Source organism: Acidisphaera sp. S103 (assembly GCF_009765975.1).
In the GTDB taxonomy this organism is placed as follows: Bacteria; Pseudomonadota; Alphaproteobacteria; order Acetobacterales; family Acetobacteraceae; genus Rhodopila.
In genome coordinates, this window is the sequence record NZ_LMUJ01000042.1 from 42,016 (window position 1) to 67,879 (window position 25,864).

Genomic DNA, 25,864 nt, shown 5'->3' on the forward strand with positions numbered 1-25,864 from the left:
GCACCGCCGTCCCTGGCTGACCCGCTCGGGACGACGGCTACAATCCCCCTACTCCGCCGGCGCCCCAATCGCCCCCTCCACCTCGGCCGTCCCGCGGCGGCGACCGGCGAACACCCGCCGGATCACCGCGTAGAACACCGGGGTGAAGATCAGCCCGAACCCGGTCACCCCCAGCATGCCGGCGAACACCGCGGTGCCCAGCGACTGCCGCATCTCGGCGCCGGCGCCGCTGGCCAGCACCAGCGGGATCACCCCCAGCACGAAGGCGAACGACGTCATCAGGATCGGCCGCAACCGGGTCTTCGCCGCCTGGATCGCCGCCTGCATCGCGCTGACGCCGGTTTCCTCGGCCTGCTTAGCGAACTCGACGATCAGGATGGCGTTCTTCGCCGCCAGCCCGACCAGCACCACGAAGCCGATCTGCGCCAGGATATCGACGTTCATGTCGCGGAACAGCAACCCGGTCACCGCCGCCAGCAGACACATCGGCACAATCAGCACGATCGCCAGCGGCAGCGTCCAGCTCTCATACTGCGCCGCCAGCACCAGGAACACGAACAGCACCGACGCGCCGAAGATCAGGATCGCCGTGTTGCCCGCCTGGCGCTGCTGATACGCCAGATCGGTCCATTCATACCCGATCCCCGGCGGCAGGCGTTCGGCCGCCAGCTTCTCCATCTGCGTCAGCGCATAGCCCGACGACACACCCGGCAGCGTGCTGCCCTGCACCTCGGCCGCCGGGAACATGTCATACCGAGGCACGCGATACGGCCCGGTGGTCTTGAACAAACGAGCGACCGACCCGATCGGCACCATCTGCCCGCTGGCATTGCGTGTCTTCAGCCGAGCGATGTCGTCGGTGCTGGAGCGGAATTTTGCATCGGCCTGCGCGGTTACCTCATACGTCCGGCCCAGGTAGTTGAAGTCGTTGATATAGGCCGACCCGAGGTAGACCTGCATCGCCTCGAACACCTGCGACGGAGTCACCCCCAGCTTCTGCGCCTTCGCCCGGTCGATATCGGCATAAACACTGGGCGTCCGCGTACTGAACGGCGAGAACACGCCCACCAAACCAGGCACCTGGTTGGCGGCGGCCGCCATGCCCTGAGCCGCTTTCTCCAGCGCCTCCGGTCCCACGCCGCCGCGATCCTGCAGCATCATCTTAAAGCCGCCGGCGGTGCCGATACCGGCGACCGGTGGCGGCGGGATGGTGATGATGAACGCGTCCTGGATGCTGGACAGCCGCTGCCGCATGTCGTTCAGCACCACGCCGACGCTTTGCCCCTTGGCAGCCCGCTCATCGGCCGGCATCAGCGGCGAGAAAATCGCACCGGCGTTAGACGCATTGGTGAACGTCGCACCATCGAAGCCGGCGAACGGCACCGCATGCTCAACCCCGGGCGTGCCGAGGATGATCTGGGTCGCCTTGCGCACCACCGCATCGGTCCGCTCGAGCGACGAACCAGGCGGCAACTGGATGACGGTGATCAGGTACCCCAGATCCTGATCCGGAATGAACCCCGTGGGGGCCCGATTGAACTGGAACACGGTCAGCCCGATCAACCCGGCATAGACGGTCAGAGCCAGAGCACTCATGCGGATCAAGCGGGCGGTCAGCTTGCCGTAACGATCCGACAACCACTCGAAAGTGCGGTTGAACACGTTGAAGAAGGCGAACAACGGGCGCACCAGTAAGCCATGGCGTTTCTGTTCACCATGTTCCTGGTGCGGCCGGAACAGCAGCGCGCACAACGCCGGGCTCAGCGTCAGCGAAATGAAGCAAGAGATCACGGTGGATGCCGCGATGGTCACCGCGAACTGGCGAAAGAACTGGCCGGAAATGCCGCTGATAAACGCCGACGGAATGAACACCGCGCACAGCGTCAGCGCGATGGCGATCAGCGCGCCGCCGACCTCGTCCATGGTTCGGTGCGCCGCTTCCCGCGGGCGCATGCCACTTCGAAGGTTTCGTTCGACGTTCTCCACCACCACGATGGCGTCATCCACCACGATGCCGACGGCCAGCACCAGGCCGAACAGCGACAAGGTGTTGAGCGAGAAACCCAGCGCCGCGAGGATGGAGAACGTGCCGATCAGTGAAATCGGGATCGCGACGATCGGCACGATGGACGCACGCCAGGTCTGCAAGAAGACGATCACCACGATCACAACCAGCCCGACGGCTTCCAGGATGGTCTTCACCACTTCATGCACCGACTGGGCGATGAACAGCGTGGTGTCGTAGACGATGCTGTATTTCAGGCCCTGCGGGAAATCCTTCGACAGCTTCTCCATCGTTTCGTGGATGTGCTGGGCGGTGGACAGCGCGTTCGACCCCGGCTGCTGGTAGACCAGGATCGGCACTGCGTTCGCCGTGTCCAGATAGCCGTTGGCGCCGTAGTCCTGCGCGCCAAGTTCGACACGGCCGATATCGCGCACGCGGGTGATGCGACCTTGGTTGTCGGACTTCACGATGATGTCGGCGAACTGCGCCGGATCGGTCAGCCGGCCCTTGGTCTCGACGTTCATTTGGAAGGCGCCAGGCGTAGACACCGGCGGCTGCCCCAGCACGCCGGCGGACACCTGGACGTTCTGCGCCTGCAACGCGGCAACCACCTCACCGGCGGTCAGGTCATGCGCGGCGACCTTGTCGGGATCGAGCCAGATCCGCATCGCATAGTCACGGCCGCCGAAGATCACCACGTCGCCGACACCGGGCACGCGAGACAGCGCGTCCTTCACATGCAGCGTCGCATAGTTCGACATGTACAACTGATCGCGCGACCCATCCGGCGACGACAGATGGATCACCATCAGCATGTCGGGGGAATTCTTCTTCACCGTCACGCCCAGGCGCTGCACCGCGTCCGGCAGCCGCGGCAGGGCGATGGACACGCGGTTCTGCGTCAGCACCTGCGCGGTATCCAGGTCGGTGCCCAGCTTGAAGGTGACGGTGATGGTCAGATTGCCATCGCCGGTGGCCTGGCTGGTGAAGTACTGCATGTTCTCGACGCCGTTGATCTGCTGTTCCAGCGGCGTGGCCACGGTCTGGCTGATCACCTCGGCGGACGCACCGGGATAGCTGGCGGTCACCTGGATGGTGGGCGGCGCGATCTCGGGGTACTGCGCGATCGGCAGGATGAAGTAGGCGACGGTGCCGACGATGGTGATGAACGCGGCCAGCACGGTCGCGAAGATCGGCCGGTCGATGAAGAAATGTGAAAGGCGCATAACAAGGCGCTCCTGCGTATTGCTTTCAGGTGAAAGCAATACGGTATGGTTACGATACGATCGGTTGGCTCAGCTTTGGGCGGACGGTGTGATCGTTCCTGGTTGCGGTGTGACCTTGCTGCCGGGACGCGCCCGCATCAGCCCGTTGATGATGACCCTGTCGGTCGGCGCCAGGCCGCTGCTGATTTCCCGCAGGCCGCCGGTGAGCGGGCCGAGCTCGACCTGTTTAGGCACCACCGATCCGTCGGCGGCGACGGTCATCACCAGTGTGCGCGACTGGTCGGTCGATATCGCCGAATCCGGCACCAGCAGGGTTGGCTGCCGCGCCGAGGTCGGCAGACGCAACCGAGCGAATTCTCCAGGTGCAATCAGCAACCCCGGATTGGGCAGGCTCGCTCGGGCATGGATGGTGCCGCTGCCGCGGTCCATTTCGTTGTCCATGAAATCAAGTTCGCCCTGGTGTTTCCAACCCTGCTCGTCACTCAGGCTGGCCTCCACGGTGCGGTCGACCGAAGCGCCGCCGTGCTGGCTTTGCAGGAAGCGTTCGTAGGTCAGGTAGTCGCTCTCGCTCATATCGAAATCGAGGTGGATCGGATCGAGCGAAACGATGGTGGTCAGCAATGTCGGTGTGACGCCGGCCTGGCCGCCGGCGATCAGGTTGCCGATGGAGACCCGGTGCATGCTGATCCGCCCCGACAGCGGCGCGGTGATATGGGTGAAGTCGAGGTTCAACCGGGCGGATGCCACGGCGGCCTTGGCCTGGTCGAGCGCGGCCTGGGCGGCGCGCTGCTGCTGCACCCGCTGGTCCAGCAACTCGGTGGAGGCGAAGTCGCTGCGGTGCAGTTGCGCGGTACGAACGATTTCCTTGTCCGCCAGGTCGAGTCCCGCCTGTGCCGTCAGCACTTGAGCATTCGCTTGCTGCAACACGATCTCATACGGACGCGGATCGATCACGAACAGCAAGTCGCCTTTGTGGACGATCTGACCGTCGGTGAAATGGATCTCAGTCAGATAGCCGCTGACCTGTGCCCGCAGTTCCACGTAGTCCACCGCCGAGAACTGGCCGGTGAACGTGGTCCAGTTCGCCAGATCCCGCTGCAATGGCGGGCTGACCGTGACCGTCGGCGGGGGTGGCGCGACGGGCTGGGCGGTCGCCTGCGATGTGTCGGTTAGCCATTTCGGGGCGAACAGCGCCGCCCCGCCGGCCAGCAACACCACCAGTGCGGCACCGCCAATCCAGACGCGGCTGCGGCGGCCAACCGAAGCGGGAATGCTTTGCCGCTCGAGAACGAGCGTATCAACCTGACCGGTCATCTTACATCCTGGCAAGAAAGGCGAGGCTGTCCGTGGACCGGCCTGGCGGAAAACTGGGAGAACAGCCTGCCGAACAATGAACGCACGCAGGCTGAGTGATAAGGTCGTTTCGAAGCATTAGATTTGTGCTCCAAAACGGGAAATCGGTGACAGCGCGCCACCGGTTTCGCGACCGCAGCGGCTGACCGAAACAAGCATGTCAAGGTGACCGGTCATCTTATATCCTGGCAAAGACGGCGAGGCTGTCCGGGGAGCGGCCTAGCGGAGAAGTTGGGTAAACAGCGTATCGAGGAACTGCCGGAGCGGGCGATCGCCCTTTTCTATCCGGGCACGCAGGACGGCTCCTTCCCAGGCGTTCAAGATGAACGTCGCCACCTGATCGGGGTCGGCGTTCTTGCACACCTCGCCGGCGACCTGGGCCTCACGCAGGCATTGGCCGACCATCCGGCTCCACCCCGCGTAAATTTCGGAAAGCTGCGCTGAAATCAGCGGGCTATGGTCGGACAGTTCGGCGGCCATGTTGCCGATCAGGCAGCCGCAGGTGTAGCCCATCTGGGCGACGTCGGCGGAAATCTGCTCGAAATAGGCCCGCAGCCGCTCGCGCGGCGACAGGCCAGGCTGGTTGAGCAACAACAGCCGGTCGCAACAGTCGCCATCGGACCAGTAATGCTTCAGGGCCGCGGCACCCAGTGCTTCCTTGCTGTCGAAGTGGTTGTAGAACGACCCCTTAGGAACACCGGCGGAGTCTGTGATATCCTGCACGCTGCAACCATTGAAGCCGGACTTGCTGAAGATCCGGACCCCGGCCTCCAGCAACCGCTCCCGCACATCGTGAGATGACATTCTGGTCATGGCAGAGCGATATGACCAGTCATCTTAGAAATTCAAGGGGGGAATTTTTGCGATGCACCATCGGAGTGTGAGAGGGCGGTGGCCACCTGGACGTAGATTTGGCAGCCGATCGACAATCCCACTCGCCGGTGTTTGCCTATGCACCGCTCCAACACAGAGGCCGCCGAGGCCCCAGACGCCGCAGAGGATAATTTTGGCCTGCCCCCGCACGGATCAGCAACCCAACCCCGGACAGTGAAGCCAAACCGGGCCGAAGGCCCAAAAATCTTCCTCTGCGTCCTCTGAGCCTCCGTGACCTCTGTGTTAAACGCCGACTCAAACACCGCACCGATGGAGCCTATACGCACGAACCGCACCGCCCCCAACAGTCACCCGGCATAGTGCCGAACAGCATCCGGATCGAAGCTGAATCCCCAACCCGGCCGGTCCGGCACGATCGCATGCCCATTCCCGTCCAGTTCGATCCGTTCCCGGTAGATCGCCTCAAACCACGGCATGTATTCCAGATACGACCCACCAGGCAGCCCGGCGAGCAGCGCCAGGCTCATCTCGGGGAACAGATGCGCCGAACACGGAATGTGGAACGCCTCACACAAATGCCCGGCCTTCAGGAACTCCGTCGGACCGCCCATGCGCTGCAAATCCGGCATCATCACGTCACACGACCCGGCCTGCAGCATCGCCAGGATACCGCGATGCGTATAAACTGTCTCCCCCGAAGCGATCGGCGTATCCAGCGCCGCCCGGATCTCCGCCTCGCCTTCGTGGTTGTGACAGATCACCGGCTCCTCGAACCATGTCAGGTTCAGCGGCTCCATCATCCGGCCGATCCGGATCGCCTGCTTGACGCTCATCTGCTGGTTGGCATCGACCATCAACCCGACACCCGGCCCGATCGCCTCCCGCACCGCCGCCACCCGAGCCACCATCCCCTCTGGGTCAGTCGGTCCCACCCGGGTCTTCATCGCCCTGAACCCGCGCTCCACGAAGCCGCGCGCCTGCTTCTGCAGTGCGTCGATGGACGACCCCAGCCACAGCCCGCCGCTGGCATAGGTAGGAACTGCTGATCGGCACGCACCGATCAGATGCGCCACGTTCATCCCGGCCGCCTTGCCGCGCAGATCCCACAGCGCGTTGTCCACCGCCGCCAGGCCGACGATCGACACACCCTCATACCCAAGGAAGTTCAGGTCCTTCCACGCCGTGGTGTTCAGCGTCCCGCCCAGGCGAGGGTCCAGACCGACGACAAGGTCCTCCAACTGGCGGATCATGTCGTGGATCACGCTCAGCCGGCGGTTGTTGATGGAAAACACCAGGCCCTCGCCGGTCAGCCCCTCATCGGTATCGAGGAACGTCAGCACGCAATCGGCGGAACGGATGGACCCGAGGATCGCCGTGGGGATCGCCGGTTCGATCGGCAGATGGACGACCTGGGTGCGCAGGCGGGTGATTTTCACGGCAATTCCTCCTCGGTTCGGTATGGAAGGAAGTGTCGCACGGCCGGCGCGAGGCGCCCAGCGATTCACATTTCTCCCTCAGTCATATCGTGCTAGGGCGCCGCTGCCGTCACCCGCCGCCCGGGACCGGGGACCAAAGGACGATCCCAGCCGATGCGTATCCTGTTCCACCATCGTATCGCATCGCGCGACGGCCAGGCCGTGCATATCGAGGAGATGATCGCCGCCCTGCGCCACCAGGGGCACGAAACCATCCTCGTAGGCCCTCCCGGCTTCGAAACGACCGAATTCGGCGACTCCAACCCGTTTGTCGACCGCATCAAACGCCTGATCCCCGGCGCCCTGTATGAACTGCTGGAGATCGCCTACAGCGCAAAAGCCTTCCTGCGCCTGCGGGCGGCCGTCCGCCAGCACCGCCCGGACGTCATCTACGAACGCTTCAGCCTGTTCCTGTTCGCCGGCATCTGGATGCGCCGCCTGTCGGGTCTGCCACTGCTGCTGGAGGTAAACTCCCCGCTGTATGAGGAGCGGGCGAAGAACGACGGCCTGCGCCTGCACCGGCTGGGCCGCTGGGCGCAGCGCCTGCTGTGGACCCGCGCGAACCACGTCCTGCCGGTCACCGGCGTGCTGGCACGCACCGTGGCGGACTATGGCGTGCCGCAGTCGCGTATCACCGTGATCCCGAACGGCATCAATCCCGAACGGTTCGGCGCCGTCCCGCCGACGGATGCGGCAAAGGCGGCGCTTGGCCTGCCGCCCCGGCTGGTGCTGGGCTTCACCGGCTTCATCCGCGGCTGGAACGCCGTCCACCGGCTGATTGATTTCGTGGCTTTACAGCGCGACCGTTTCGACCTGCACATCCTGGTGGTCGGTGACGGGCCGGCCCGCGACTCCCTACAGGAACACGCCAGCGCTCGGGGTGTCGCCGATCGCCTGACCATCTCCGGCATCGTCGGGCGAGACGACGTCGCCCGCCATGTCGCCGCGTTCGACATCGCGGTGCTGCCGGGCCTGACGCCCTATTCGTCGCCGCTGAAGTTGTTCGAGTATCTGCAACTCGGCCGATCCATCGTCGCGCCGGACACCGAGAACATCCGCGAAATCCTGACCGACGGGCAGGACGCCGTGCTGTTCGACACGGCCGCCGACGGCGCCCTGGAAGCCGGCCTGCTGCGCCTGTGTGGCGACCCCGCGCTGCGTGAACGGCTGGGAAATGCCGCACGGTCAACGATCACCACCCGATCGCTGACCTGGGGCCACAATGCCGAACGTGTCGTGGCCATCGCCGAGGCCCTTATCGGCCAAGCCGCCGCACGCCCCCGTTAACCGCCTGACGTCACACCAGGCCCGGTCGCGCCAGGCCCGGTCGGCCCGGTCCCGCTCGGCGCCGGCTCCGTCGCGGGCTTGCTCTCGACAGGCTTCTCCGCTGGCTCGACCGGCTTCACCACCGGTTCGGCGGGCTTCGCCGCCGGCGGATGATCCGACACCAACTCCGGCCGCACCGGCGCGCTTTTGGCAATCGCCCCGGTCATCGGGATAAAGAACACGCCGATATCGCGCCGCGAGTGGATCTTGCCCTCGGCATCCTTGGTGTAGACGTACAGCACCTGCCCGCGCTTGAACGGCTGGCCGATCGGAATGATCATCCGCCCACCGGGCTTGAGCTGCTTGAACAGGTCAGGCGGTGCGAACGTCGCCGCACACGTCACGATAATGATATCAAACCCGCCCTGAACCTCTGGCCAGCCATAATAGCCGTCGCCCACCCGCGTGTGGATGTTGTTATAGCCCAACGGGGCGAAGATCTTGCCGACGGCCTTGCCAAGCGGCTCGATGATCTCGATCGAGTATGCGGTCTTGACGATCCGCGACAGCAGACTGCTCTGGAACCCGCTGCCGGTGCCGATCTCCAGCGTGACATCGCCGGCCTTCGGCTTGCAGATCTGAGTCATGTAGGCCTGCCCCAGATAGTCCGACAGCGCGGACCCGTAGCCCAGCGCCCAAGGCTTGGGATTGGACTCGTACGCATCACCCGGCGTCGCACGGTGTTCGGGGTATTCGTAGTGGTAGTATTCCCGAGGCACTGCCTCGAACGCCGCCATTACAACCGGGTCGGCACCGCCCAGATGGTCCTTCAGATAGGACTCGATCAGCCGCATCGCGGCCGGCTTGCGTTTCTGGATCGCGTCGAACTGGGCATCCGTCAGGCTGACCGGACGGCCGGACTCGTGCATGGCCTGCTCATACGCCGCCCGCGTCCAAACCGGCGCGGCGCGCCCGATCGCGGGCACGGCCGAGGCGGCAACAGCGGCGGAAATCACTCCGCGACGGGTGATGGTGCTGGGATATCGTGCCAAACCGAACTCTTCCTCATCGTCGGAAACGTCATTAACGCGACCCCATAAAGGATTGCCGCGCATAACAAAACCCTGCTGAACCCCGATTCGCGGGCAACCAGGTTCGCCAATGGCGTCGCCACCACGGAAAACGCCCCGTTCAGCCCCCACGCCCACGGCAAGAACCCGCCCGTCCCCGCTCGGTTCAGCCCCAGGGGGAACGGCAGCCCGATCGCCACCGACACCGGCGCGATCAACGACAGCAGCAGCCCGGACCGGGCCAAGAACGACCAGTCGAGCGTGGCCAGAATCAGCGGTTGCAGCCACATCAGCACCAAAGCGCACCAAACCAGCACCACCGCGGCCACCACCGCGATGGCCCACCTCGGCCGAGCGACGACACGTTCCGACAACGCGCTGCCCAGGCCGGAGAACACCAGCATCCCGGTCAGCACCAGGGCAAAGCCGTTGGTCCGGTCGCCCAGCCAGAAGCTGGCCTTTTCAATCAAATAAATTTCGATGAACAAGAAACCCAGGGCCAGTGCGGGGAAATACACCACCGCCCGAGGCAACCCGGCGCGCGACGATCGGATGCGTCCGGGCGCGGCGAGCGGCACCAGCAGCACCAGCGCCGCGATCGCCACCGCCTGCGCCAGGACAGCCAGGTTGACCAGCGCCCCGACCTCGGCCTGCGGCAGGATTTCCAGCCGTTTCAGGATGGTGCCGATGCGATCCAGCCGCAGCACCGCATAGAAGAACGGCTGGTCCAGCGTGATCGGTGCCAGGTTGAACTGATCACGCGACGGTGATGGTTGGCCGGACAAGATCGCCTGCGCCTCATCCGCGATCGAGTCATCCGGGCCACCCGACTCGACCTCCCCCTTGTCGAACGACACCGCCGGCAGGTCGTTGTAGATGTCCGCCCGAGCCTTGGCGACGTCCAGACCGGGATACCAGGACATGTCGAACGACCGGTCGTCGCAGAATTTCCGGGCGGTGGCGATGGCCGCGGCGCTCCAGCCCTCGCGAGAGACCAGGATGCGGACGTTCCACGCCGAACGGTAGACGATGACATGGGCGGCCGGGTCATCGATGCCGGCCGCCAGCAGGGCGGCGCGCACGGTGGACAGCATACGCAGCGCATACACCGGGAAGTCACGGATCGACACCGGGATCGACACGATGCCGTTCGGCGCCAGCACACCAAGGTAGGACACGATCGCTTCGCGGCTGAACGCCGTGGCATTGGTTTCGGCAGCGTCCAGGAAGTCGGCCGACAGGTCCACCACGTCGTAAACCCCGCGGCCGGTATTGGCGAGCGGCGTGGACCCGACGACCCGGACATTGGGGGAGGGCGCGACCGGCGAAACCGGACCCAGACCGTCACGCATGACCCGCAGCAGTTCCGGTTCCGGCTCCAGCACGCGAACCTGGGCGGCGCCCAGACGCAGGACCTCGGCGGTCCGGAATCCGCCGGACGCACCGACCACCATCACCCGCGCCCGCGGAACCAACTGATAGGGCAGCGCATCCAACGCCGCCCCCGCATAGCCGGACTGGATCGGCTGCCGGCTCGGCAGCGCCGCGATCCGGTTGCCGTCGCGATACAGGCCGTAGCTGCGTGGCGGCCCCTCGACCCCCAGCATGCCGGCGTTGTTGGAAATATCGGTATCCACCCGTTCGGTGAAATCGTCCAACAGCGCGTAATCGCCGCGTGGCGTGTTCACCGAGGCCGCGATCTTTGCATTCGGCGTGTGAAGCGGGGCGTATATTGCCTTGAAATCATTATAATCCGCTTCATCGTCCCCCAGCAGCACCGCCTCCGCCGCGCCAAGGATGAGAACCGCCGCCAGCACCGCCTTCCACCGGTGCGTCCCCCCGGAAAAGACAGCGGCGAACGCCAGTGGCACCAGCAGCAGCGGCACCAGGTGGAACGTATGCACGGCATACATCGCCGCCAGCACGACGGCCGACCCCGCCCCGGCACCGGTCAGGTCGAACGCGTACACCCGGCCGATACGGTCGGCGTAAAGGACAAAACTCAGGCTGATGAACAGGCCAGCCAGGAAAAAGAACGGCAACAGCGCGGCATAGTAGCCAGCGATATTCCACAACTGCGGTTGCCAAGTGACCGGATTCTGCAATTGCAACGGGTTGAACGGGTTGGTTGTGGTGAAGTGGTAGCCAACCGCGGCGGTCAGCACCAACGCCGCCGGCAACGCCGCCATCAGCACCGGCGCACGCCGCACGAATGCATCGCGCCACAGCGCCAGCACCACGCCGCTTAGCGCGAAGCCCACCATCACGATGGAAATCACCCAGTAGCCATACTCGGACCACTTGGCGACGGCGAAATATCGCGTCAGGGCCGTCTCGTAGCCGACGGCGGCGAGCGAAACCAGAAACAGCGCGGCGAAATTCACGGCCAGACGTACCGCTGCAAAAAACGTTCGGTCACGTCGTTGAAGCGCGCCGCGTCGTCGACGAACAAGGCATGGCCAGCATCGGCGAACACATCCATTTCGGTATCCGGGCGGTTTCGCATGAGGTTCTCACCCTGCGCAACCCAAAGCGGCCGAATCACATACAACAGGGGTACTTTTGCCGCATACACCGCCTCCCGCCAGTAGGATCGCGGCACCGGATAGGCCAGCAGCCGCCTCGCCGCGGCTTCCGGCGTCCGCAGCGCCGCCAGCGTCAAACGATCCAGATAGGAAGCCGGTTGCCGGTGGTGGAACATCCCGCGCACGAAGGACCGCATCGCCACCTCATGGTTCGGCGGCGGCCCGCGGCGTGGTGGCGCGGGGTGGTACTGCGGCGCCGGTTCCTCGCCCACCGAGTTGTCGACCAGGATCAGGCCGGCCAGCCGCCGGTCGCCCGCCACGTGGATGGACGCGAGCACATCCAGCACCCCGAGCGACCAGCCGACCAGCACCACCTTCGGTTCGTCCAGATGCGCGACCAGTTCGGCGATGTCGCGGCCACGCCGCTCCGGTTCGTAGCCGTTGTCGGGAATAGAGGAATCGCCCTGCCCGCGCGGATCGAACGCGATCACATGATACTGGCGCGAAAACGCCTGGATCTGCGGCATCCAGATCCAGGCCGGCATGGTCCAACCGGGGACGAAAACCAGGGTATGAGCGGACGGCGGCCCGGCTTCCAGGTAATGCAACTGAACCCCGTCGCTCGACAAAAAGAAATGGTCGGTCACCGCGCGCGGCAACGCCAGCGACTGCGCCGCGGGTGAGGCAACATGGACCCGAACCCGAGACTGGGCCGCCGGGACACCGACCGCCAGCAGGCCGAACAGGAGACTCGCGGCAAGGAACAGCCCGTGGCGCATGGCTGTCAGAAGACCAGCAGGCACGCGCCGGTCAACCTGCTTTTTAGGGTCGCGCGATCACGATACGCCGGTACTGCCAAACCCGCCCGCGTCGCGCGCCGTCACATCCAGGCTGTCCACCTCCCGCCACGCCGCCCGGCTGACCGGCGCCAGCACCGCCTGGGCGATACGAACGCCACGCTCGACGACGAAGGTTTCGGTGCCGGTGTTGAGGATGATGACCCCGATCTCCCCACGATAATCCTCGTCGATCGTGCCGGGGCTGTTCGGCAGGGTGATGCCGTGCCGCAGAGCAAGACCCGATCGCGGGCGGATCTGCAATTCGTAGCCGGGCGGCAGGGCGATCGTCAGGCCGGTCGGGATCAGTGCGCGTCCTCCGGGTCCTACGGTAACCGGATCCTGAACGGCGGCGATCAGATCCATGCCGGCGGCCCCGTCGGTGGCATAGGACGGCAACGGCAGGCCCTCGGCGTGGGGCAGACGGCGGACAAGGATGGGGATCGACATGACATCAGTCTGCCGTGCGCGACCGGAAGCGCGCAAGCTGGTGTGCCTAAGCCGACACCTGGCCGAACGGGTGGCCTGCTCTGCGGCTGGAGGCCGCCCTTCAATCGACACGTGATTTTCTGCCTGCTTGCGCGGGCCGGCCGGCAGGCTAGCTTGACCCCATCATGCGGATACTCGCCCTCGATTCGGCCGTTGCGCGCTGTTCGGCGGCCCTCGTCGCCGGCGGCGAGGTCATCGCCGGCTATCAACAGAACCTCGACCGCGGCCAAGCCTCGATCCTGCCGGTCATGGCACAGGACTGCCTCCGCGACGCCGGCCTCCAGGCCGCCGATCTCGACCTGGTCGCGGTGACCGTCGGCCCCGGCAGCTTCACCGGCATTCGCGGCGGCGTGGCGCTGGCGCAAGGCATCGGCCTCGCGGCGGACCGCCCGGTGATCGCTGTCACCGTCGGCGAGGCGCTCGCCGACTCCCTCCCCCAGCTCGGTGGCCGGATCTTGTGGTGCGCTGTCACCAGCCGGCGCGGCCGGATTTTCCTGGAGGTCGGCGACACGGTGCTCTCCCTCGCCGTAACCGAGGTGCCCAACCCGCCGGGGCCGGTCGCGATCGCTGGCCCCGCCGCCCCCGACGTCGCCAGCCGGCTCGCCGCCCGCGGTGTCAACGTCATGCTGACCGATGCCCGCCTGCCGACCGGCCGGCATATCGCGCAGGTGGCGGAGCGGCGTTTTCTCGGCACGATCCGCCCGCTGGCGGCCGAACCGCTCTACGTCGATCCGCCGGAGGCCAAACTGCCGGGCGGCAAGCCCCCGCCCGACCCGGCCGGTTGAGACCCGTGCTGTACCGCGCCACGCAGGCCGACATCGATCTCATGGCGGCTATCCACGCCAGCGCGTTCGCCGGTTCGGACGCCTGGAGCCGGGACGTGTTCAGCCTCCAGGTCGCCCTGCCGAACGTGTTCGGGCTGTTGCACCCCTCGGGCGGCTTGATCCTGGTCCGGGTCGCGGCGGATGAGTCGGAAATCCTCACCCTGGCCGTGGACCCGGCGGCGCGCCGCGGCGGGATCGGTTCGGCATTGCTGCGCGAAGCAACGACCCTAACCGCGACGATGGGCGCAAGCACGGTCTTTCTTGAGGTATCGGTCGCGAATATTGCCGCCCGCCAGCTTTATGCCTCGGCCGGCTTTATCCAGGCCGGCCGGCGGCCACACTATTATTCCGATCATTCCGATGCGCTAGTGTTACGGTTAAATATTGGGTAAGATTAGGATGCCGCGCCGGAACCCGCGACCTCCCCTCAGGATTGGCCCCGGCGGATCAACAGGCGGCTGATTCCATCCGCATCCGTCTCCAGTGAAAGCACTTCGTGCCCCTGCTCCGTTGCAGTCCGGGGAACATTGCGAAGCGGCTCCTCGCCCTTCAACATGACCAGAAGTGTTTCGCCCGGCGCCATCTTGTCCAAGGCCAGACGCGTTCTGACGAACGTCATCGGACAAACGTCTCGGGTAATATCGATCTGGCGTGTTACATCTTGCATAGCCGACACGATCCCATTTTATTCAATTTGTCCAGTCGCTGTTGCTAAATGGCGGGACAAGTTCATATATAGACGCAGCATAACGACTAGAAAGGTTCTAAAATGGCTGAAAAGCCGATTGACTCCGTTATCCTCGGGCTGACAGCCCAGATTGTCTCGGCCCACGCCGCCAACAATGAGTTGGAATCTGCCGCCCTGCCGCTTGTCATAAAAGCCGTTTATGACACTTTGGTAAGAATTGAGGACGTACCCGCCGCCCCGGTCGAACGCCCCGCGCCCGCCGTGGCGATCCGCAAATCCGTCTTTCCCGATTACATCATCTGTCTGGAGGATGGGAAACGGTTGAAGATGCTGAAGCGGCATCTCGCCACCTCCTACAACATGACCCCCGATCAGTACCGGGAGAAATGGGGCCTGGACGCCCGTTACCCGATGGTCGCCCCCAACTACGCCGAACGGCGGTCGGAGCTGGCCAAGCAGATCGGCCTGGGCACGCATCGCACGTCGGACCGCTGACCGGCCCGAACGTCACGCCATTGGATCCCGGGGGAGCCGGACATCCCTCCCGGTCGATCCATGGTTTTTTGTCGCGAATCGGTCGGAAACGTACCGCGTCGTTCGCCCATCGCGGCACCGTTTCCGCCATCCCGGCGTTGGAAACCCGCCGTCTGTCGTCGGGGTGGCCCCGGGTGGCCGGATATTCGGGGCGCACACCCAGGCTTCCCTGAAAGCACCCTGGCGTTGTATGCGGTTGCCTTGGTCGTCCCTCCGCAAGGGGCGTAGCCAGGGAATGACCGCAAGGAACCGAATGGAATCGCGGATCGAGCGCCTGTGCGTCGAACGAGGCCTGAAAATGACCGGCCAACGCCGGGTCGTCGCACGCGTTCTGTCCGAGGCCGGCGACCATCCCGATGTCGAGGAGCTGTACCGCCGGGCCTCCGCGCTGGATCAACATATATCGATCGCGACGGTGTACCGGACAGTTCGGCTGTTCGAGGAGCAGGGCATCCTGGAACGCCGGGATTTTGGCGGTGGACGCGCCCGCTATGAACCGTCGGAAGACGGTCCGCACTACCACTTGATCGACGTCGAGACCGGCAAGGTCATCGAATTCCAGGACCCCGAACACGAGCGGCTGATGCATGCGATCGCCGCGCGCCTTGGCTTCGACGTGGTGTCGCTGCGGCTTGAACTGTTCGGACGGCGGCACGAAGCGGCGGCGCCGGCGAGATCGGATGCAGCGCCTGGCGATCCGGCACCTGGCCACGACTCCACCGCCGCCAGCCGCGAGCCGCGGCTCCGCGACACGATCAAAGGGGCCAGCCGATGAGCCAGACGAACGCAGCCGCGGACACTGCCGCGCCAGGCACGCCGTTCGCCGAGATCCGCAGCGGCAACCTCGGGGTCCGGCTTGCGATGGATGCGGCGGAGATCGACGCCGGACAGGCCCTTCGCTACCGCGTGTTCTACCAGGAACTGGGTGCCCGGGCCGACGCCGACACCACTCAGTCCCAGCGCGACAAGGACATCTACGACACCGTCGCCGACCATCTGCTGGTGGTCGATCACGCGTTGGGTGAAGGGCCGGAAAGCGTCGTCGGCGTCTACCGGCTGATCCAGCGCGAGGGCGCCCACCAGGTTGGGCATTTCTACTCCTCGGACGAATACGACATCGGACGCATCGAGGCGCTTCCCGGCAATGTTCTCGAACTCGGCCGGTCCTGCGTCGACAACGGCTATCGCAATCGTTCCGTTATGCAACTGATGTGGCGCGGCATCGCCGCCTATGTCTTCCAACACAAGATCGAGTTGATGTTCGGCTGCGCCAGCCTGCCGGGCATCGATCCGGATGCCCTGGCGCCGGAACTGACCTATTTATACTACAATCATCTTGCGCCGGCGGCGATCCGGCCGCGCGCCCTGCCCCACCGCTATGTCGAGATGCGCCGCCTGCAGCGCGACGAGATCGACGCCCGAGCGGCGCTGACGCGATTGCCGCCGCTGATCAAAGGCTATCTGCGGCTGGGCGGTTTCGTGGGCGACGGCGCGGTGATCGATCCGCAGTTCAATACTACGGATGTCGCCGTCGTGGTGCAGACCGATCTCGTGACCGACAAGTATCACAAGCATTACGAGCGGCAGAGAGGGGAGACAGCGGACTGAGACGCTGTCGATGCCGCTGCTGATCGGCAGGCTGTCCGCACTGCCGCAGCGAATGGCTGCGCTGCGCGGTTGGCGCGCCGACCTTACCGCCGTGCTGTCCGGCGTGGTCTCGGCCCTCGCGCTGCCGCCGCTGTACGGCTTGCCGGCCCTGCTGATCGGGATCCCCGTGCTGCTGTGCCTGATCCAGGGCGCGCGCGGTCCGGCGGTGGCGGCGCGGCGCGGCTGGTGGTTCGGCTTTGGCCTGTATCTGATCGGGTTGTACTGGATCACCGAGGCGATCCTGGTGGAGGCCGCGCGCTTCTGGTGGCTGGTTCCGTTCGCGGTGCCGGGGCTGGCGGCGATCATGGCCGTCTTCGTCGCGGTCCCGGCCGCCGTGGCGTGGTGGGCGCGCCCCGGTTGGAGGATGTCCCTCACCCTGGCCGGCGCCTGGGTGCTGGCCGATCTCGCGCGTCAGTTCATCGCCACGGGTTTTCCCTGGAACCCGCTTGGCAGTGTTTGGGAATTTCCCGGGCGGTTCGGGGACATCATGATCCAACCTGCCTCCCTGGTCGGCGTGCATGGGCTGACTCTGGCGACGATCGTGCTGGCGTCCCTGCCCGTGCTGGGCTGGGCGTGGCGTGCCGGCGGGCTTGCCGTGCTGGCGCTGTGGATCGGCTTCGGCATCGTCCGGCTGGATCAGCCGATGCCGCCGGGACCGAACCTGACCGTGCTGCTGATCCAGGGCAACGTCGCCCAGGGGCAGAAATGGGACCGGGCGCTGATGGTCTCGATCTTTCGTCACTACCTGGCGCTGACTCGGCAGGCGGTGGCGCAAGCCGACGGTCATCCGGCGGTTGTGGTGTGGCCCGAAACCGCCAGTCCGGCGTTGCTGCAGACCGATGGTACGGCTCGCCAACTGATCGCCGAAGCAGCCGGCGGCAACACCGCCCTGGTGGGTTCGGTTCGCTTCGACGACGCCGGACGCCCGCGCAACAGCTTGTTCGCCCTCGGCGCCGGCGGCACGATCGAGGCAATCTATGACAAATGGCATCTTGTGCCGTTCGGCGAATACCAGCCGGATTGGTTGCCCCTGGGTGTCCAGGTCGTGCCCGGTGGTGGATTCGCGAGCGGCCCGGGCCCGCGGACGCTGCACATTCCCGGCATCCCGCCGGTTGGCGCACTAATCTGTTACGAGGCAATCTTCTCGGATCAGGTGATCGATGAAACGGACCGGCCGGATTGGATGGTCAACATCACCAACGATGCCTGGTTCGGCAATTCCGCTGGCCCCCGGCAGCATCTCGCGGCGGCCCGCATGCGCGCGGTGGAGGAAGGCCTGCCACTGATGCGGGCGGCGAACACCGGCATCTCGGCTGGATTCGATGCGAAAGGCCATGAATTGGGCCGGTTGGAGATGCAGGTGGCCGACGTTTTGCCGGTTCACTTACCACCCCCACTTGTGCTACCTCTGTATGCGCGCGTTGGCTTGCTGCTACCGGGAGGCGTAGCGGTTTTGGCGCTGATAACGGGCTTGCTTGGAAAATTGCCTGGGAGGCGAGCGCGTGATGCTAAATTTTAATACGATTTTAGACATATGTTACCCATTGACATAAAAATTCCCGCGAGTTGACAATTTTTGGTTGCAGACCCTCCTGAATTCTTATAATTTGTGACCTAGTTCCTTGTTCGTAACCGCCGGTGGCGTGATAAGCTTGGGACGTGATATGGTCCTCCCACGGAAATGAGGAAAAAAGGCATGGCAGGGGCCGAACAAGTAATTGGCAGTGACAGAGAGAGTCGCCCCAGCCCCATCGATATACATGTGGGTTCTCGTATTCGTTTGCGCCGCACGTTGCTGGGCATGAGTCAGGAACGTCTGGGCGAGTCACTGGGCCTGACATTCCAGCAGGTGCAAAAATACGAACGCGGCGTCAATCGGGTCGGCGCTTCGCGTCTGTTCGACTTGTCCCGTGTCCTCGACGTGCCGATCAGCTTCTTTTTCGACGACATGCCGGACAGTCTCGCCGCCAACTTCGGTGGCATGCCGCATCGTCGCACCGGCGGCGTCGCCGAACCGCAGGATCCGTTCGGTGACGATACGCTCAGCCGGCGGGAAACGCTGGAGCTGGTCCGAGCCTATTACCGCATCACCGATCCATCGATCCGCAAGCGCGTGTTCGACCTGATCAAGTCGATGGGCCCGGCTGAACCCTGATACAAGCTGCCACGGGGTATCTTCAGACTGAAACGCTGCCCCTATCCTGGGGCCGGCGTTCCTGCGTTGTCTGATGCCATCCCCGCTCAGCCGCCCGGCGGGTCGAACGCGCGGATCGGCGGCAGCGGGCCGTCAAAGCGCTCGATCTGCACGATCGTCAGTTGCCCGGTGCAGGCCTGCGCCAGTTTGGACGTGCCGGCGTCCCGGGTCAGCACATTCGGATTGCCGTGGACGCACAGCGGGCCGGCGGCGGCTCGGTCCAGCGGATCGTACCACGCACCCGTGGCAAGCTGAACCACCCCCGGACGCACCGCCTGACTGATCACCGCGCCCGCCAGGCAGGCACCACGATGGTTGAACAGCCGCACCACGTCGCCGTCGGCGATTCCACGTGATGCCGCATCCGCGGGATGCAGGCGCACCGGCTCCCGCCCCTTGATCTTCGACGCCACGCTGATCGCGCCAAAATCGAGCTGGCTATGCAGGCGAGTCGCCGGCTGGTTCGCCACCAGGTGCAGCGGATATTCCCGCATCAGCGGACTTCCCACACCCTCCACCGGCGGCATCCATGCGGGATGGCCGAGGCAATCGTCATAGCCATAGCTGGCGATGGTGGCGGACGCGATTTCCACCATGCCGGTCGGCGTCGGCAGCTTGCGATGATCGGGATCGGCGCGGAATTCCCGCACCACGCCGCCATCCCAGGGCAATGTCGGCAACACCAGCTCACCCGCCGCCCAAAACGCATCGAAATCGGGCGCGTCGCACCCCAGCCGCACCAGCGCCGCCCGCGTCGGTTCATATAGATGCCGCAGCCAATCCTCGGCGGAGCGGCCCTCGGTGAAGCTGTCGGCCACGCCCAGCCGCGCCGCCAGATCGGAGAAGATGGTGTAGTCGTCGCGGGCCTGGCCGAACGGTGCGGCGGCCGGATGCATCGCCACCAGCAGCGGATCGTTCCCCGCCGCGCCGATATCCGACCGCTCCAGCGTCACCGTCGCCGGAAACACGATGTCGGCGTGCCGGGCAGAGGCGGTCCAGACCGAATCATGCACGATCACCGTGTCGGGACGGCAGAACGCCTGCCGCAGCCGGTTGATGTCCTGGTGATGATGGAACGGGTTGCCCCCGGCCCAGTAGACCAACCTGATGTCAGAATATGTCAGCCGCCGTCCGTTGAAGTCGTAGTCCTGACCCGGGTTCAGCAGCAGATCGGCAATACGAGCGACCGGGATCAGGTCCGGCACGTTGTTCTGCCGCTGCGGCAGCGTCGGTAAAGGCACCGCCAGCGACGGTTTGCCGATATTCGCCAGCGAGCCCATCGCATAGACAAATCCGCCGCCGGCCAAGCCGATCTGCCCCAGCATGGCGGCCAGCACGACACCCATCCACACCGGCTGCTCGCCATGTTCGGCGCGCTGCAGCGACTGCGCGCAGGTCACCAGGGTGCGCTTGCCGGCCGCCTGGCGGGCGATGTCCCGGATCGCCGCCGCCGGCAGTTCGCAGATCGCGGCCGCCCAGTCAGCGTCCTTGGCGATACCGTCGGAACGGCCGGACAGATAGGCCTCGAATTCCGGATAGCCGACGCAGTAGCGGTCGAGGAAGACCCTGTCGTGCAGTCCCTCCGCCATCAGCGTGTGGGCGATGCCCAGCATCAGCGGAACGTCGGTGCCGGGACGGATCGGGTGCCAGACCGGCTCGATTTCGGGCGGAAGATCGTCCCGCAACGGGCTGATCAGATGGAATCGCGCACCCCGCCGATGCGCGGCCAACAGATGATCGCGGGCGAGGTGCTGGCTGGTGCCGCCGCTGCTGACGGCGGTGTTCTTCAGCGGCAGGCCGCCGAAGGCCAGCACCACATCGGTTTGGGTGGACAGTTCCTGCCAACTCACGTTCTCCCGCCCGGCGGCTTCTTGCGACCCGATGACGTGCGGCAGGATCACCGCGGCAGCGGCGGAACTGTACGTATTGACCGACTTCACATAGCCGCCGAGGACATTCAGGAAGCGGTGAACCTGGCTTTGGGCGTGGTGGAAACGGCCGGCGCTGGACCAGCCATACGATCCTCCGAACACCGCCCTGCCCCCATGATCGGTATAAACCCGCCGGAGTTCGCGGGCGGCGAGGTCGAGTGCGACTTCCCATGACACGGGGACAAAATCCTCTCGCCCGCGCCGCCGATCGGGTCCCGGACCGTCCTTAAGCCAGCCCTTGCGGACCATCGGCGTGGCAATACGGGCACGATGGTCCAGCGCGGCCGGGATGTTGCCCAGCAGCCGCGCTGGGTCAGGATCGCTGGGATGTGGAATGATCCGGATGCCGTCTTCGTGCCGCAGGACAGAGAATGCACCCCAGTGGGAACTGTGCGGGATCGGATATCCCGCGGGTTCGAAATCCATACACATGTCCATACAGCGTTACAGATCTAAGGCTACCCCACCCCAGGCGATGCGTCCATGCATCCCCTTGGGCCGTCCCGCTCGGGCCTTCATGATTCGTTAACCCATCCCGTTTATGACGGTCGGACGCATGACCGGACAGGGATCATCGCCTTGAACATTATCAGCCATCTGCGGCTCCGCACCAAACTGACAGTGCTGCTGGGCATGTCGGCCGCGGCGATGATCGCCATCGGTATCGCCGGTGCATTCTCGCTGCATCAGCGCATGCTGGACGACCGGATCGAGAAACTGCGCGCCGTGGTCAATTCCGCGGTGACCCTCGCCGACGGGTTGGAATCACGGGTGGTCGCGCATGAACTTACGCGCCAGCAGGCTATCGACATGTTGCACAGCGACATCCGATCGATCCGCTTCGATGGCGGGACGGGCTACCTGGGAGCGTTGGATACCCGCACCGCGGTGACGCTGATGCATGGCGTCAACCCAAAGCTGGAAGGTGCGTCCTCGACGCTCGACATCGCCACGGGCAAGCCGATCACCCGCCTGATCGCCGATGCGGTACGGTCGTCTGACGAAGGTGTCGCCACCTACTGGTATCCGAAGCCGCATGAAACGGTCGCGCTGGAGAAGGTCGTCGCCGTGACCCGGTTCGCGCCGTGGGACATTGCGATCTTCGCGGGTGCCTACACCGACGACCTGGACGCCGCGTTCGATGCCTCGATGTGGAGGACCGGCACCATTGGCTGCGCGATCCTGCTGCTGACGGTGCTGATCGCCTGGCTGATCAACCGCGACATCACCCTGTCGCTGGGCGGGCTGAAACGTGCCATGGACCGCCTGGCCACCGGCGACCTGACGACGCAGATCCCCGGTGCGGACCGGCGCGACGAAATCGGCGGCATGGCGACCACGGTGCTGGTGTTCAAGGAGAACATGACCGAGGCCGAACGCCTGCGCGCCGCGCAGCAAGCGACCGAACACCGGATCGCCGCCGAACAGAAGGCGACGCTGGGCGGCATGGCGGACGGTTTCGAGGGCAAGATCGGGCATCTGGTCAAGACCTTGTCGTCAAGCTCGACGGCGCTGGAATCCACCGCCCGGTCGCTGACCGCCACGGCCGGCGATGGCAACCGCCAGGCCACCGCGGTTGCCGCCGCCGCCGAACAGGCCAGCACCGGCTTGCAGACGGTGGCCTCGGCGGCGGAGGAACTGACCGCCTCGATCGGCGAGATCAGCCGTCAGGTCGCGCAGTCGTCACGCATCACCAGCAAGGCGGTCGACGACGCCAAGCGCACCGACGCGATCGTGCGTGCGTTGGCCGAGGGGGCGGAGAAGATCGGCGCCGTGGTCGGCCTGATCACCAACATCGCCAGCCAGACCAATCTGCTGGCACTGAACGCCACGATCGAGGCGGCCCGAGCCGGCGATGCCGGCAAAGGCTTCGCCGTGGTGGCGTCGGAGGTCAAAAGCCTCGCCAATCAGACCGGCAAGGCGACTGAAGAAATCGGCATGCAGATCACCCACATCCAGGCCTCGACCAAGGAGGCCGTGGAAGCCATCAGGGGAATCTCCATCACCATCGAGGAGGTCAGCACCATCGCCACCGCGATCGCCTCGGCGGTGGAGGAACAGGGTGCGGCCACGTCGGAGATTGCCCGCACCGTGCAGCAGACGGCACAGGCCGCTCAGGACGTGACCACCGGCATCGGCGGGGTCAGCCGAGCGGCGAGCGACACCGGGATTGCCGCCGGACTGGTGCTGACGTCGGCGTCGGATCTGTCGAAGCAGGCCGAACAACTCGGCGGCGAGGCGAACACCTTCGTGGCAGGGGTTCGGGCGGCTTAGGGCACGATTGCGTTCGGAGTTTTCGTGCGACGCTGTTGTGGGCCGGCGCTGATCCCGGGTTCCTGTTCAACGCCAAGGCGCCAAGATGGCTGAACGCTCTCCAGGGCACGATCTGGTTGCCCGCCAGATCGTTGATGCTGTGTTCGTCGTTCACACTGGGCCCGGGACTGATGAAATCAGTTCACTTGGCGCCTTGGTGTCTTGGCGTTTCAGCGGAGATGAAGCCCCGCACACCGACATGGTTCGATCCGCCGTCGCTCCACGCCGGCACCGGAAGCGCTCAAATCGTGTAATTGAACGACTGATACGCAAGATCGCTCAGCGTCTGGTCCATCGACCGGGACGGCTCATCCGTCTCGACGATCCGCACCACCTTGGCCGGCACACCGGCCACCGTGGCATGCGGGGGCACCGGTTTCAGCACCACCGAACCAGCCGCCACCCTTGCATGCTGGCCGACCTCGATATTGCCCAGGATCGTCGCGCCGGCGCCGATCACCACGCCCGAACGGATCTTGGGGTGGCGGTCGCCGGACTCCTTGCCGCTGCCGCCCAGGGTCACGCCGTGCAGCATGGACACATCGTCGCCGACCTCCGCCGTTTCGCCCACCACCAGCCCGGTCGCGTGATCCAGGAAGATCCCATGGCCGAACTTCGCCGCCGGGTGGATGTCGGTCTGAAACACCTCGGACGACCGGCTTTGCAGGTACATCGCGAAGTCGCGCTCACCGTTATGCCACAGCCAGTGGTTCAGCCGGTGCGCCTGGATGGCATGGAAGCCCTTGAAATACAGGAACGGCTCCATCAGCCGCGTGCATGCGGGGTCGCGATCCAGTACCGCGGCGATATCGGCCTTCGCCGCCTCCACCATGCAGCCATCGTCCTCGGCCGCCTTGCCGAACGCCTGCACGATCAGCGGCAGGGAAATCGTGTCGTTCTTCAAACGAGCAGCGACGCGATGGAAGACCGCTGCCTCGAAGCTGGGCTGGTTGAGGATGGAATCGAAGAACAGCGACGCCAGTTTGGGTTCGCGTTGATAGGCTTCCTGGGCTTCCTGGCGCAGGCGGACCCACAGCGCGTCGGTGACGGCGGCCGCCTCATCGGGGTGAACGAGCATCAAATGGCACGGATTGGGGCGCATTTCGAGGGATCCCGGTGGAGATGGGGCGTTTGCCCTACATGTTCGGTGGCACGGCAGGTTCGTCAACCTCCCGGACTTCGTTTTAATGCCGTTTTGGCGAACCGTCCGGGCCCGCCGTCGCCGATCTGATGTCAGCGAACCGGGAGAAACCGACGTAAACGCCGCACATTTCCGAGAGATCGCCCGAATTGCCGCGATCGTCGCGCCCCTGCCTTAATTCCATCCCGCCCCCCTTCTACCCTTGCGGCGTCGCTTCAGGAAGGAAGAAGTCTTATGCGCCGGTTCGTTGCAACGCTTCTGCTGGTTGCGATTGCGTTTACGTCGACCGCCTGCGTCGTGGAGGAACCAGGTCCCGGCCCGGGTCACGCGCGTTGGTGCTACTGGCATCCCGGTCGCTGCCACTAACCGAGGCTGAGCGCCTCGAACCCCTATGGCGCCGGACCGGCGGCGCAATCTTTGGAAAGGTATTTATCTTGCGTCAAATCGTAGCTCTGCTTCTGTTGCTCGGTGTCGCCTTTGGCACATCGGCCTGCATCATCGATCCCGGCCATGGTCACGACCACGGCTGCGGCTGGCACTGCCGGTAATCGTTTATCTCGGGTGGCCTGCTGATCCCCGGCATTCGCCGCGAAACGCGACGAATTTTTGGGGCAGGACACTAGACCAACCCCAGGGCGAGATCGGGCCGATCGGTGATCAGCCCGTCCACCCCCCAGGCAATCAGCCGGCTGATATCGGCCGGCTGATTGACCGTCCAGGGCAAGACCAACAGGCCCAGGGCGTGAGCTTCTCGAACGTGGCTTTCGGTCAGATCGGTGTGGTCCGGCGCCCAGATCGGGCCGCCCTCCGCCGCAACCCGCCCCGGGACCGACCCTACGCCGGTCGCATCACCCCACCACAACGCAGCATCGCGAACGGTTTCCGCCCTGGTCAGCCAGGCCAGCCTGATATCCGAACGGGTTTGGCGGACATGCCGCTGCACGCGCCAGTCGAACGACTCCACGATGACCCGGCCGACCGCCCCGGCAGCATCGACGACCGATAACGTCGCATCAGCCAAAGCCGCCGGAGTTGCGGTCCAGTCCGGATGCGCCGGGTCCGTCTTCACCTCAATGGTGAAGCGGGCATGTGGCAAGGCCGCCAGCACCTGGGCCAGCGTCGGGATGTGCGCACCGTCGTTCGGCGCCTGTTCAGGAAACTGGACGGACAGCGTCGATCCGGGCCGAATACGGCCGACATCGTAAGCGGACAAGGCCGCATGGGTCAGCGTATGGATCGCCGGGCCGCGCCGCGTCAGCCATACCCCCGCCCCATCCCGCGCGATGTCCGGATTCAGCACCGGATCGTGCGACAGCACGACCACGCCGTCGGCGGTCATCGCCACGTCGAGCTCAAACGCCTCGACACCCAGCGCGGCGGCGGCCAGGAAGCCCTCCAACGTGTTTTCCGGGAACAGCGCACGCGCACCCCGGTGGCCTTGGATGTCGATCTTTCGCGTCATGGCGTGATGGCTACAAGGTTCGCCGGCGGTTGTCATGACGCCCGTCCGCGA

General features: G+C 65.2%; 21 protein-coding genes. 9 read left to right on the forward strand and 12 right to left on the reverse strand.

What is annotated here, in order from left to right:
- Window positions 1–48: 48 nt before the first annotated feature.
- The 4 genes from GSQ89_RS10480 to GSQ89_RS10495 form a co-directional block, all read right to left on the reverse strand.
- Window positions 49–3,231 carry an efflux RND transporter permease subunit gene (locus tag GSQ89_RS10480; protein ID WP_158924769.1) on the reverse strand — a complete coding sequence of 1,061 codons (3,183 nt, stop codon included), beginning with the start codon at window positions 3,229–3,231 and terminating at the stop codon, window positions 49–51.
- A 69-nt stretch (window positions 3,232–3,300) separates the two neighbouring features.
- The gene (locus GSQ89_RS10485) at window positions 3,301–4,545 is read right to left on the reverse strand and encodes an efflux RND transporter periplasmic adaptor subunit (RefSeq protein WP_158924771.1); all 1,245 of its coding nucleotides are present in this window, start codon (window positions 4,543–4,545) and stop codon (window positions 3,301–3,303) included.
- A 258-nt stretch (window positions 4,546–4,803) separates the two neighbouring features.
- On the reverse strand, window positions 4,804–5,388 hold the full coding sequence (locus GSQ89_RS10490) for a TetR/AcrR family transcriptional regulator (protein ID WP_158924773.1): 585 nt from the start codon (window positions 5,386–5,388) through the stop codon (window positions 4,804–4,806).
- 377 nt (window positions 5,389–5,765) lie between these two features.
- The gene (locus GSQ89_RS10495) at window positions 5,766–6,854 is read right to left on the reverse strand and encodes a mandelate racemase/muconate lactonizing enzyme family protein (protein WP_158924775.1); all 1,089 of its coding nucleotides are present in this window, start codon (window positions 6,852–6,854) and stop codon (window positions 5,766–5,768) included.
- A 153-nt stretch (window positions 6,855–7,007) separates the two neighbouring features.
- Here GSQ89_RS10495 and GSQ89_RS10500 point away from each other — a divergent pair, with 153 nt between their 5' ends.
- A complete protein-coding gene (locus tag GSQ89_RS10500; protein WP_158924777.1) occupies window positions 7,008–8,180 on the forward strand; it encodes a glycosyltransferase family 4 protein in 1,173 nt (390 codons plus the stop codon).
- Here GSQ89_RS10500 and GSQ89_RS10505 read toward each other — a convergent pair.
- Genes GSQ89_RS10505 through dut form a run of 4 tightly spaced genes read right to left on the reverse strand, consistent with a single transcriptional unit; the run spans window position 8,177 to window position 13,040 of the window.
- A complete protein-coding gene (locus GSQ89_RS10505) occupies window positions 8,177–9,211 on the reverse strand; it encodes a protein-L-isoaspartate O-methyltransferase (protein ID WP_305782255.1) in 1,035 nt (344 codons plus the stop codon). The genes GSQ89_RS10500 and GSQ89_RS10505 overlap by 4 nt on opposite strands.
- Window positions 9,172–11,613 (reverse strand): hypothetical protein, encoded by a 2,442-nt coding sequence (locus tag GSQ89_RS10510; RefSeq protein ID WP_158924781.1) that lies wholly within the window; start codon window positions 11,611–11,613, stop codon window positions 9,172–9,174. The genes GSQ89_RS10505 and GSQ89_RS10510 overlap by 40 nt, the downstream gene beginning before the upstream one ends.
- Entirely contained in the window at window positions 11,610–12,557 is a 948-nt protein-coding gene (locus tag GSQ89_RS10515; RefSeq protein WP_158924783.1) for an alpha/beta fold hydrolase, read from the reverse strand. Before GSQ89_RS10515 ends, GSQ89_RS10510 begins: the two co-directional genes overlap by 4 nt.
- Window positions 12,558–12,590: 33 nt before the next feature.
- Entirely contained in the window at window positions 12,591–13,040 is a 450-nt protein-coding gene (gene dut, locus GSQ89_RS10520) for a dUTP diphosphatase (RefSeq protein WP_158924785.1), read from the reverse strand.
- Between the two features lie 164 nt (window positions 13,041–13,204).
- Here dut and tsaB point away from each other — a divergent pair, with 164 nt between their 5' ends.
- Entirely contained in the window at window positions 13,205–13,864 is a 660-nt protein-coding gene (gene tsaB, locus GSQ89_RS10525; protein ID WP_158924787.1) for a tRNA (adenosine(37)-N6)-threonylcarbamoyltransferase complex dimerization subunit type 1 TsaB, read from the forward strand.
- A 5-nt stretch (window positions 13,865–13,869) separates the two neighbouring features.
- The gene (locus tag GSQ89_RS10530) at window positions 13,870–14,295 is read left to right on the forward strand and encodes a GNAT family N-acetyltransferase (RefSeq protein WP_254073157.1); all 426 of its coding nucleotides are present in this window, start codon (window positions 13,870–13,872) and stop codon (window positions 14,293–14,295) included.
- A gap of 35 nt (window positions 14,296–14,330) precedes the next feature.
- Here the strand turns inward: GSQ89_RS10530 and GSQ89_RS10535 are convergent, their stop codons facing one another.
- Entirely contained in the window at window positions 14,331–14,570 is a 240-nt protein-coding gene (locus GSQ89_RS10535) for a sulfurtransferase TusA family protein (RefSeq protein ID WP_158925267.1), read from the reverse strand.
- A gap of 102 nt (window positions 14,571–14,672) precedes the next feature.
- On the opposite strand from GSQ89_RS10535, the gene GSQ89_RS10540 reads away from it, so the two are divergent.
- From GSQ89_RS10540 to GSQ89_RS10560, 5 genes are all read left to right on the forward strand, one after another.
- Window positions 14,673–15,086: a MucR family transcriptional regulator gene (locus GSQ89_RS10540; RefSeq protein WP_158924789.1), complete on the forward strand. Its 414-nt coding sequence runs from the start codon at window positions 14,673–14,675 to the stop codon at window positions 15,084–15,086.
- Window positions 15,087–15,378: 292 nt separating this feature from the next.
- Entirely contained in the window at window positions 15,379–15,900 is a 522-nt protein-coding gene (locus tag GSQ89_RS10545; protein WP_174254845.1) for a Fur family transcriptional regulator, read from the forward strand.
- Complete coding sequence (locus GSQ89_RS10550) at window positions 15,897–16,733, forward strand: GNAT family N-acetyltransferase (protein ID WP_158924793.1); 837 nt, start codon at window positions 15,897–15,899, stop codon at window positions 16,731–16,733. Before GSQ89_RS10545 ends, GSQ89_RS10550 begins: the two co-directional genes overlap by 4 nt.
- Before the next feature lie 10 nt (window positions 16,734–16,743).
- Window positions 16,744–18,291: an apolipoprotein N-acyltransferase gene (lnt, locus tag GSQ89_RS10555; protein ID WP_158924795.1), complete on the forward strand. Its 1,548-nt coding sequence runs from the start codon at window positions 16,744–16,746 to the stop codon at window positions 18,289–18,291.
- A 177-nt stretch (window positions 18,292–18,468) separates the two neighbouring features.
- On the forward strand, window positions 18,469–18,927 hold the full coding sequence (locus GSQ89_RS10560; protein WP_158924797.1) for a helix-turn-helix domain-containing protein: 459 nt from the start codon (window positions 18,469–18,471) through the stop codon (window positions 18,925–18,927).
- 86 nt (window positions 18,928–19,013) lie between these two features.
- On the opposite strand, the gene GSQ89_RS10565 is transcribed toward GSQ89_RS10560, so the two are convergent.
- The gene (locus tag GSQ89_RS10565) at window positions 19,014–21,323 is read right to left on the reverse strand and encodes a molybdopterin-dependent oxidoreductase (RefSeq protein ID WP_216856105.1); all 2,310 of its coding nucleotides are present in this window, start codon (window positions 21,321–21,323) and stop codon (window positions 19,014–19,016) included.
- Between the two features lie 153 nt (window positions 21,324–21,476).
- Here GSQ89_RS10565 and GSQ89_RS10570 point away from each other — a divergent pair, with 153 nt between their 5' ends.
- Window positions 21,477–23,171, forward strand: a complete 1,695-nt coding sequence (locus tag GSQ89_RS10570; protein WP_216856106.1) for a methyl-accepting chemotaxis protein — start codon at window positions 21,477–21,479, stop codon at window positions 23,169–23,171.
- Between the two features lie 280 nt (window positions 23,172–23,451).
- On the opposite strand, the gene cysE is transcribed toward GSQ89_RS10570, so the two are convergent.
- Both cysE and GSQ89_RS10580 read right to left on the reverse strand, forming a co-directional pair.
- Window positions 23,452–24,312: a serine O-acetyltransferase gene (gene cysE, locus GSQ89_RS10575; RefSeq protein ID WP_158924803.1), complete on the reverse strand. Its 861-nt coding sequence runs from the start codon at window positions 24,310–24,312 to the stop codon at window positions 23,452–23,454.
- 658 nt (window positions 24,313–24,970) lie between these two features.
- A complete protein-coding gene (locus tag GSQ89_RS10580; protein ID WP_158924805.1) occupies window positions 24,971–25,849 on the reverse strand; it encodes a glycerophosphodiester phosphodiesterase in 879 nt (292 codons plus the stop codon).
- Window positions 25,850–25,864 lie beyond the last annotated feature (15 nt).

Coding starts and splice junctions, on each gene's coding strand:
- GSQ89_RS10490 (WP_158924773.1), bottom strand. CDS start 5,388: ATGTCATCTCACGATGTGCGGGAGCGGTTGCTGGAGGCCGGGGTCCGG.
- lnt (WP_158924795.1), top strand. CDS start 16,744: ATGCCGCTGCTGATCGGCAGGCTGTCCGCACTGCCGCAGCGAATGGCT.
- GSQ89_RS10500 (WP_158924777.1), top strand. CDS start 7,008: ATGCGTATCCTGTTCCACCATCGTATCGCATCGCGCGACGGCCAGGCC.
- tsaB (WP_158924787.1), top strand. CDS start 13,205: ATGCGGATACTCGCCCTCGATTCGGCCGTTGCGCGCTGTTCGGCGGCC.
- GSQ89_RS10560 (WP_158924797.1), top strand. CDS start 18,469: ATGGCAGGGGCCGAACAAGTAATTGGCAGTGACAGAGAGAGTCGCCCC.
- GSQ89_RS10480 (WP_158924769.1), bottom strand. CDS start 3,231: ATGCGCCTTTCACATTTCTTCATCGACCGGCCGATCTTCGCGACCGTG.
- GSQ89_RS10535 (WP_158925267.1), bottom strand. CDS start 14,570: ATGCAAGATGTAACACGCCAGATCGATATTACCCGAGACGTTTGTCCG.
- dut (WP_158924785.1), bottom strand. CDS start 13,040: ATGTCGATCCCCATCCTTGTCCGCCGTCTGCCCCACGCCGAGGGCCTG.
- GSQ89_RS10565 (WP_216856105.1), bottom strand. CDS start 21,323: ATGGATTTCGAACCCGCGGGATATCCGATCCCGCACAGTTCCCACTGG.
- GSQ89_RS10550 (WP_158924793.1), top strand. CDS start 15,897: ATGAGCCAGACGAACGCAGCCGCGGACACTGCCGCGCCAGGCACGCCG.
- GSQ89_RS10540 (WP_158924789.1), top strand. CDS start 14,673: ATGGCTGAAAAGCCGATTGACTCCGTTATCCTCGGGCTGACAGCCCAG.
- cysE (WP_158924803.1), bottom strand. CDS start 24,312: ATGCGCCCCAATCCGTGCCATTTGATGCTCGTTCACCCCGATGAGGCG.
- GSQ89_RS10545 (WP_174254845.1), top strand. CDS start 15,379: ATGGAATCGCGGATCGAGCGCCTGTGCGTCGAACGAGGCCTGAAAATG.
- GSQ89_RS10485 (WP_158924771.1), bottom strand. CDS start 4,545: ATGACCGGTCAGGTTGATACGCTCGTTCTCGAGCGGCAAAGCATTCCC.
- GSQ89_RS10580 (WP_158924805.1), bottom strand. CDS start 25,849: ATGACAACCGCCGGCGAACCTTGTAGCCATCACGCCATGACGCGAAAG.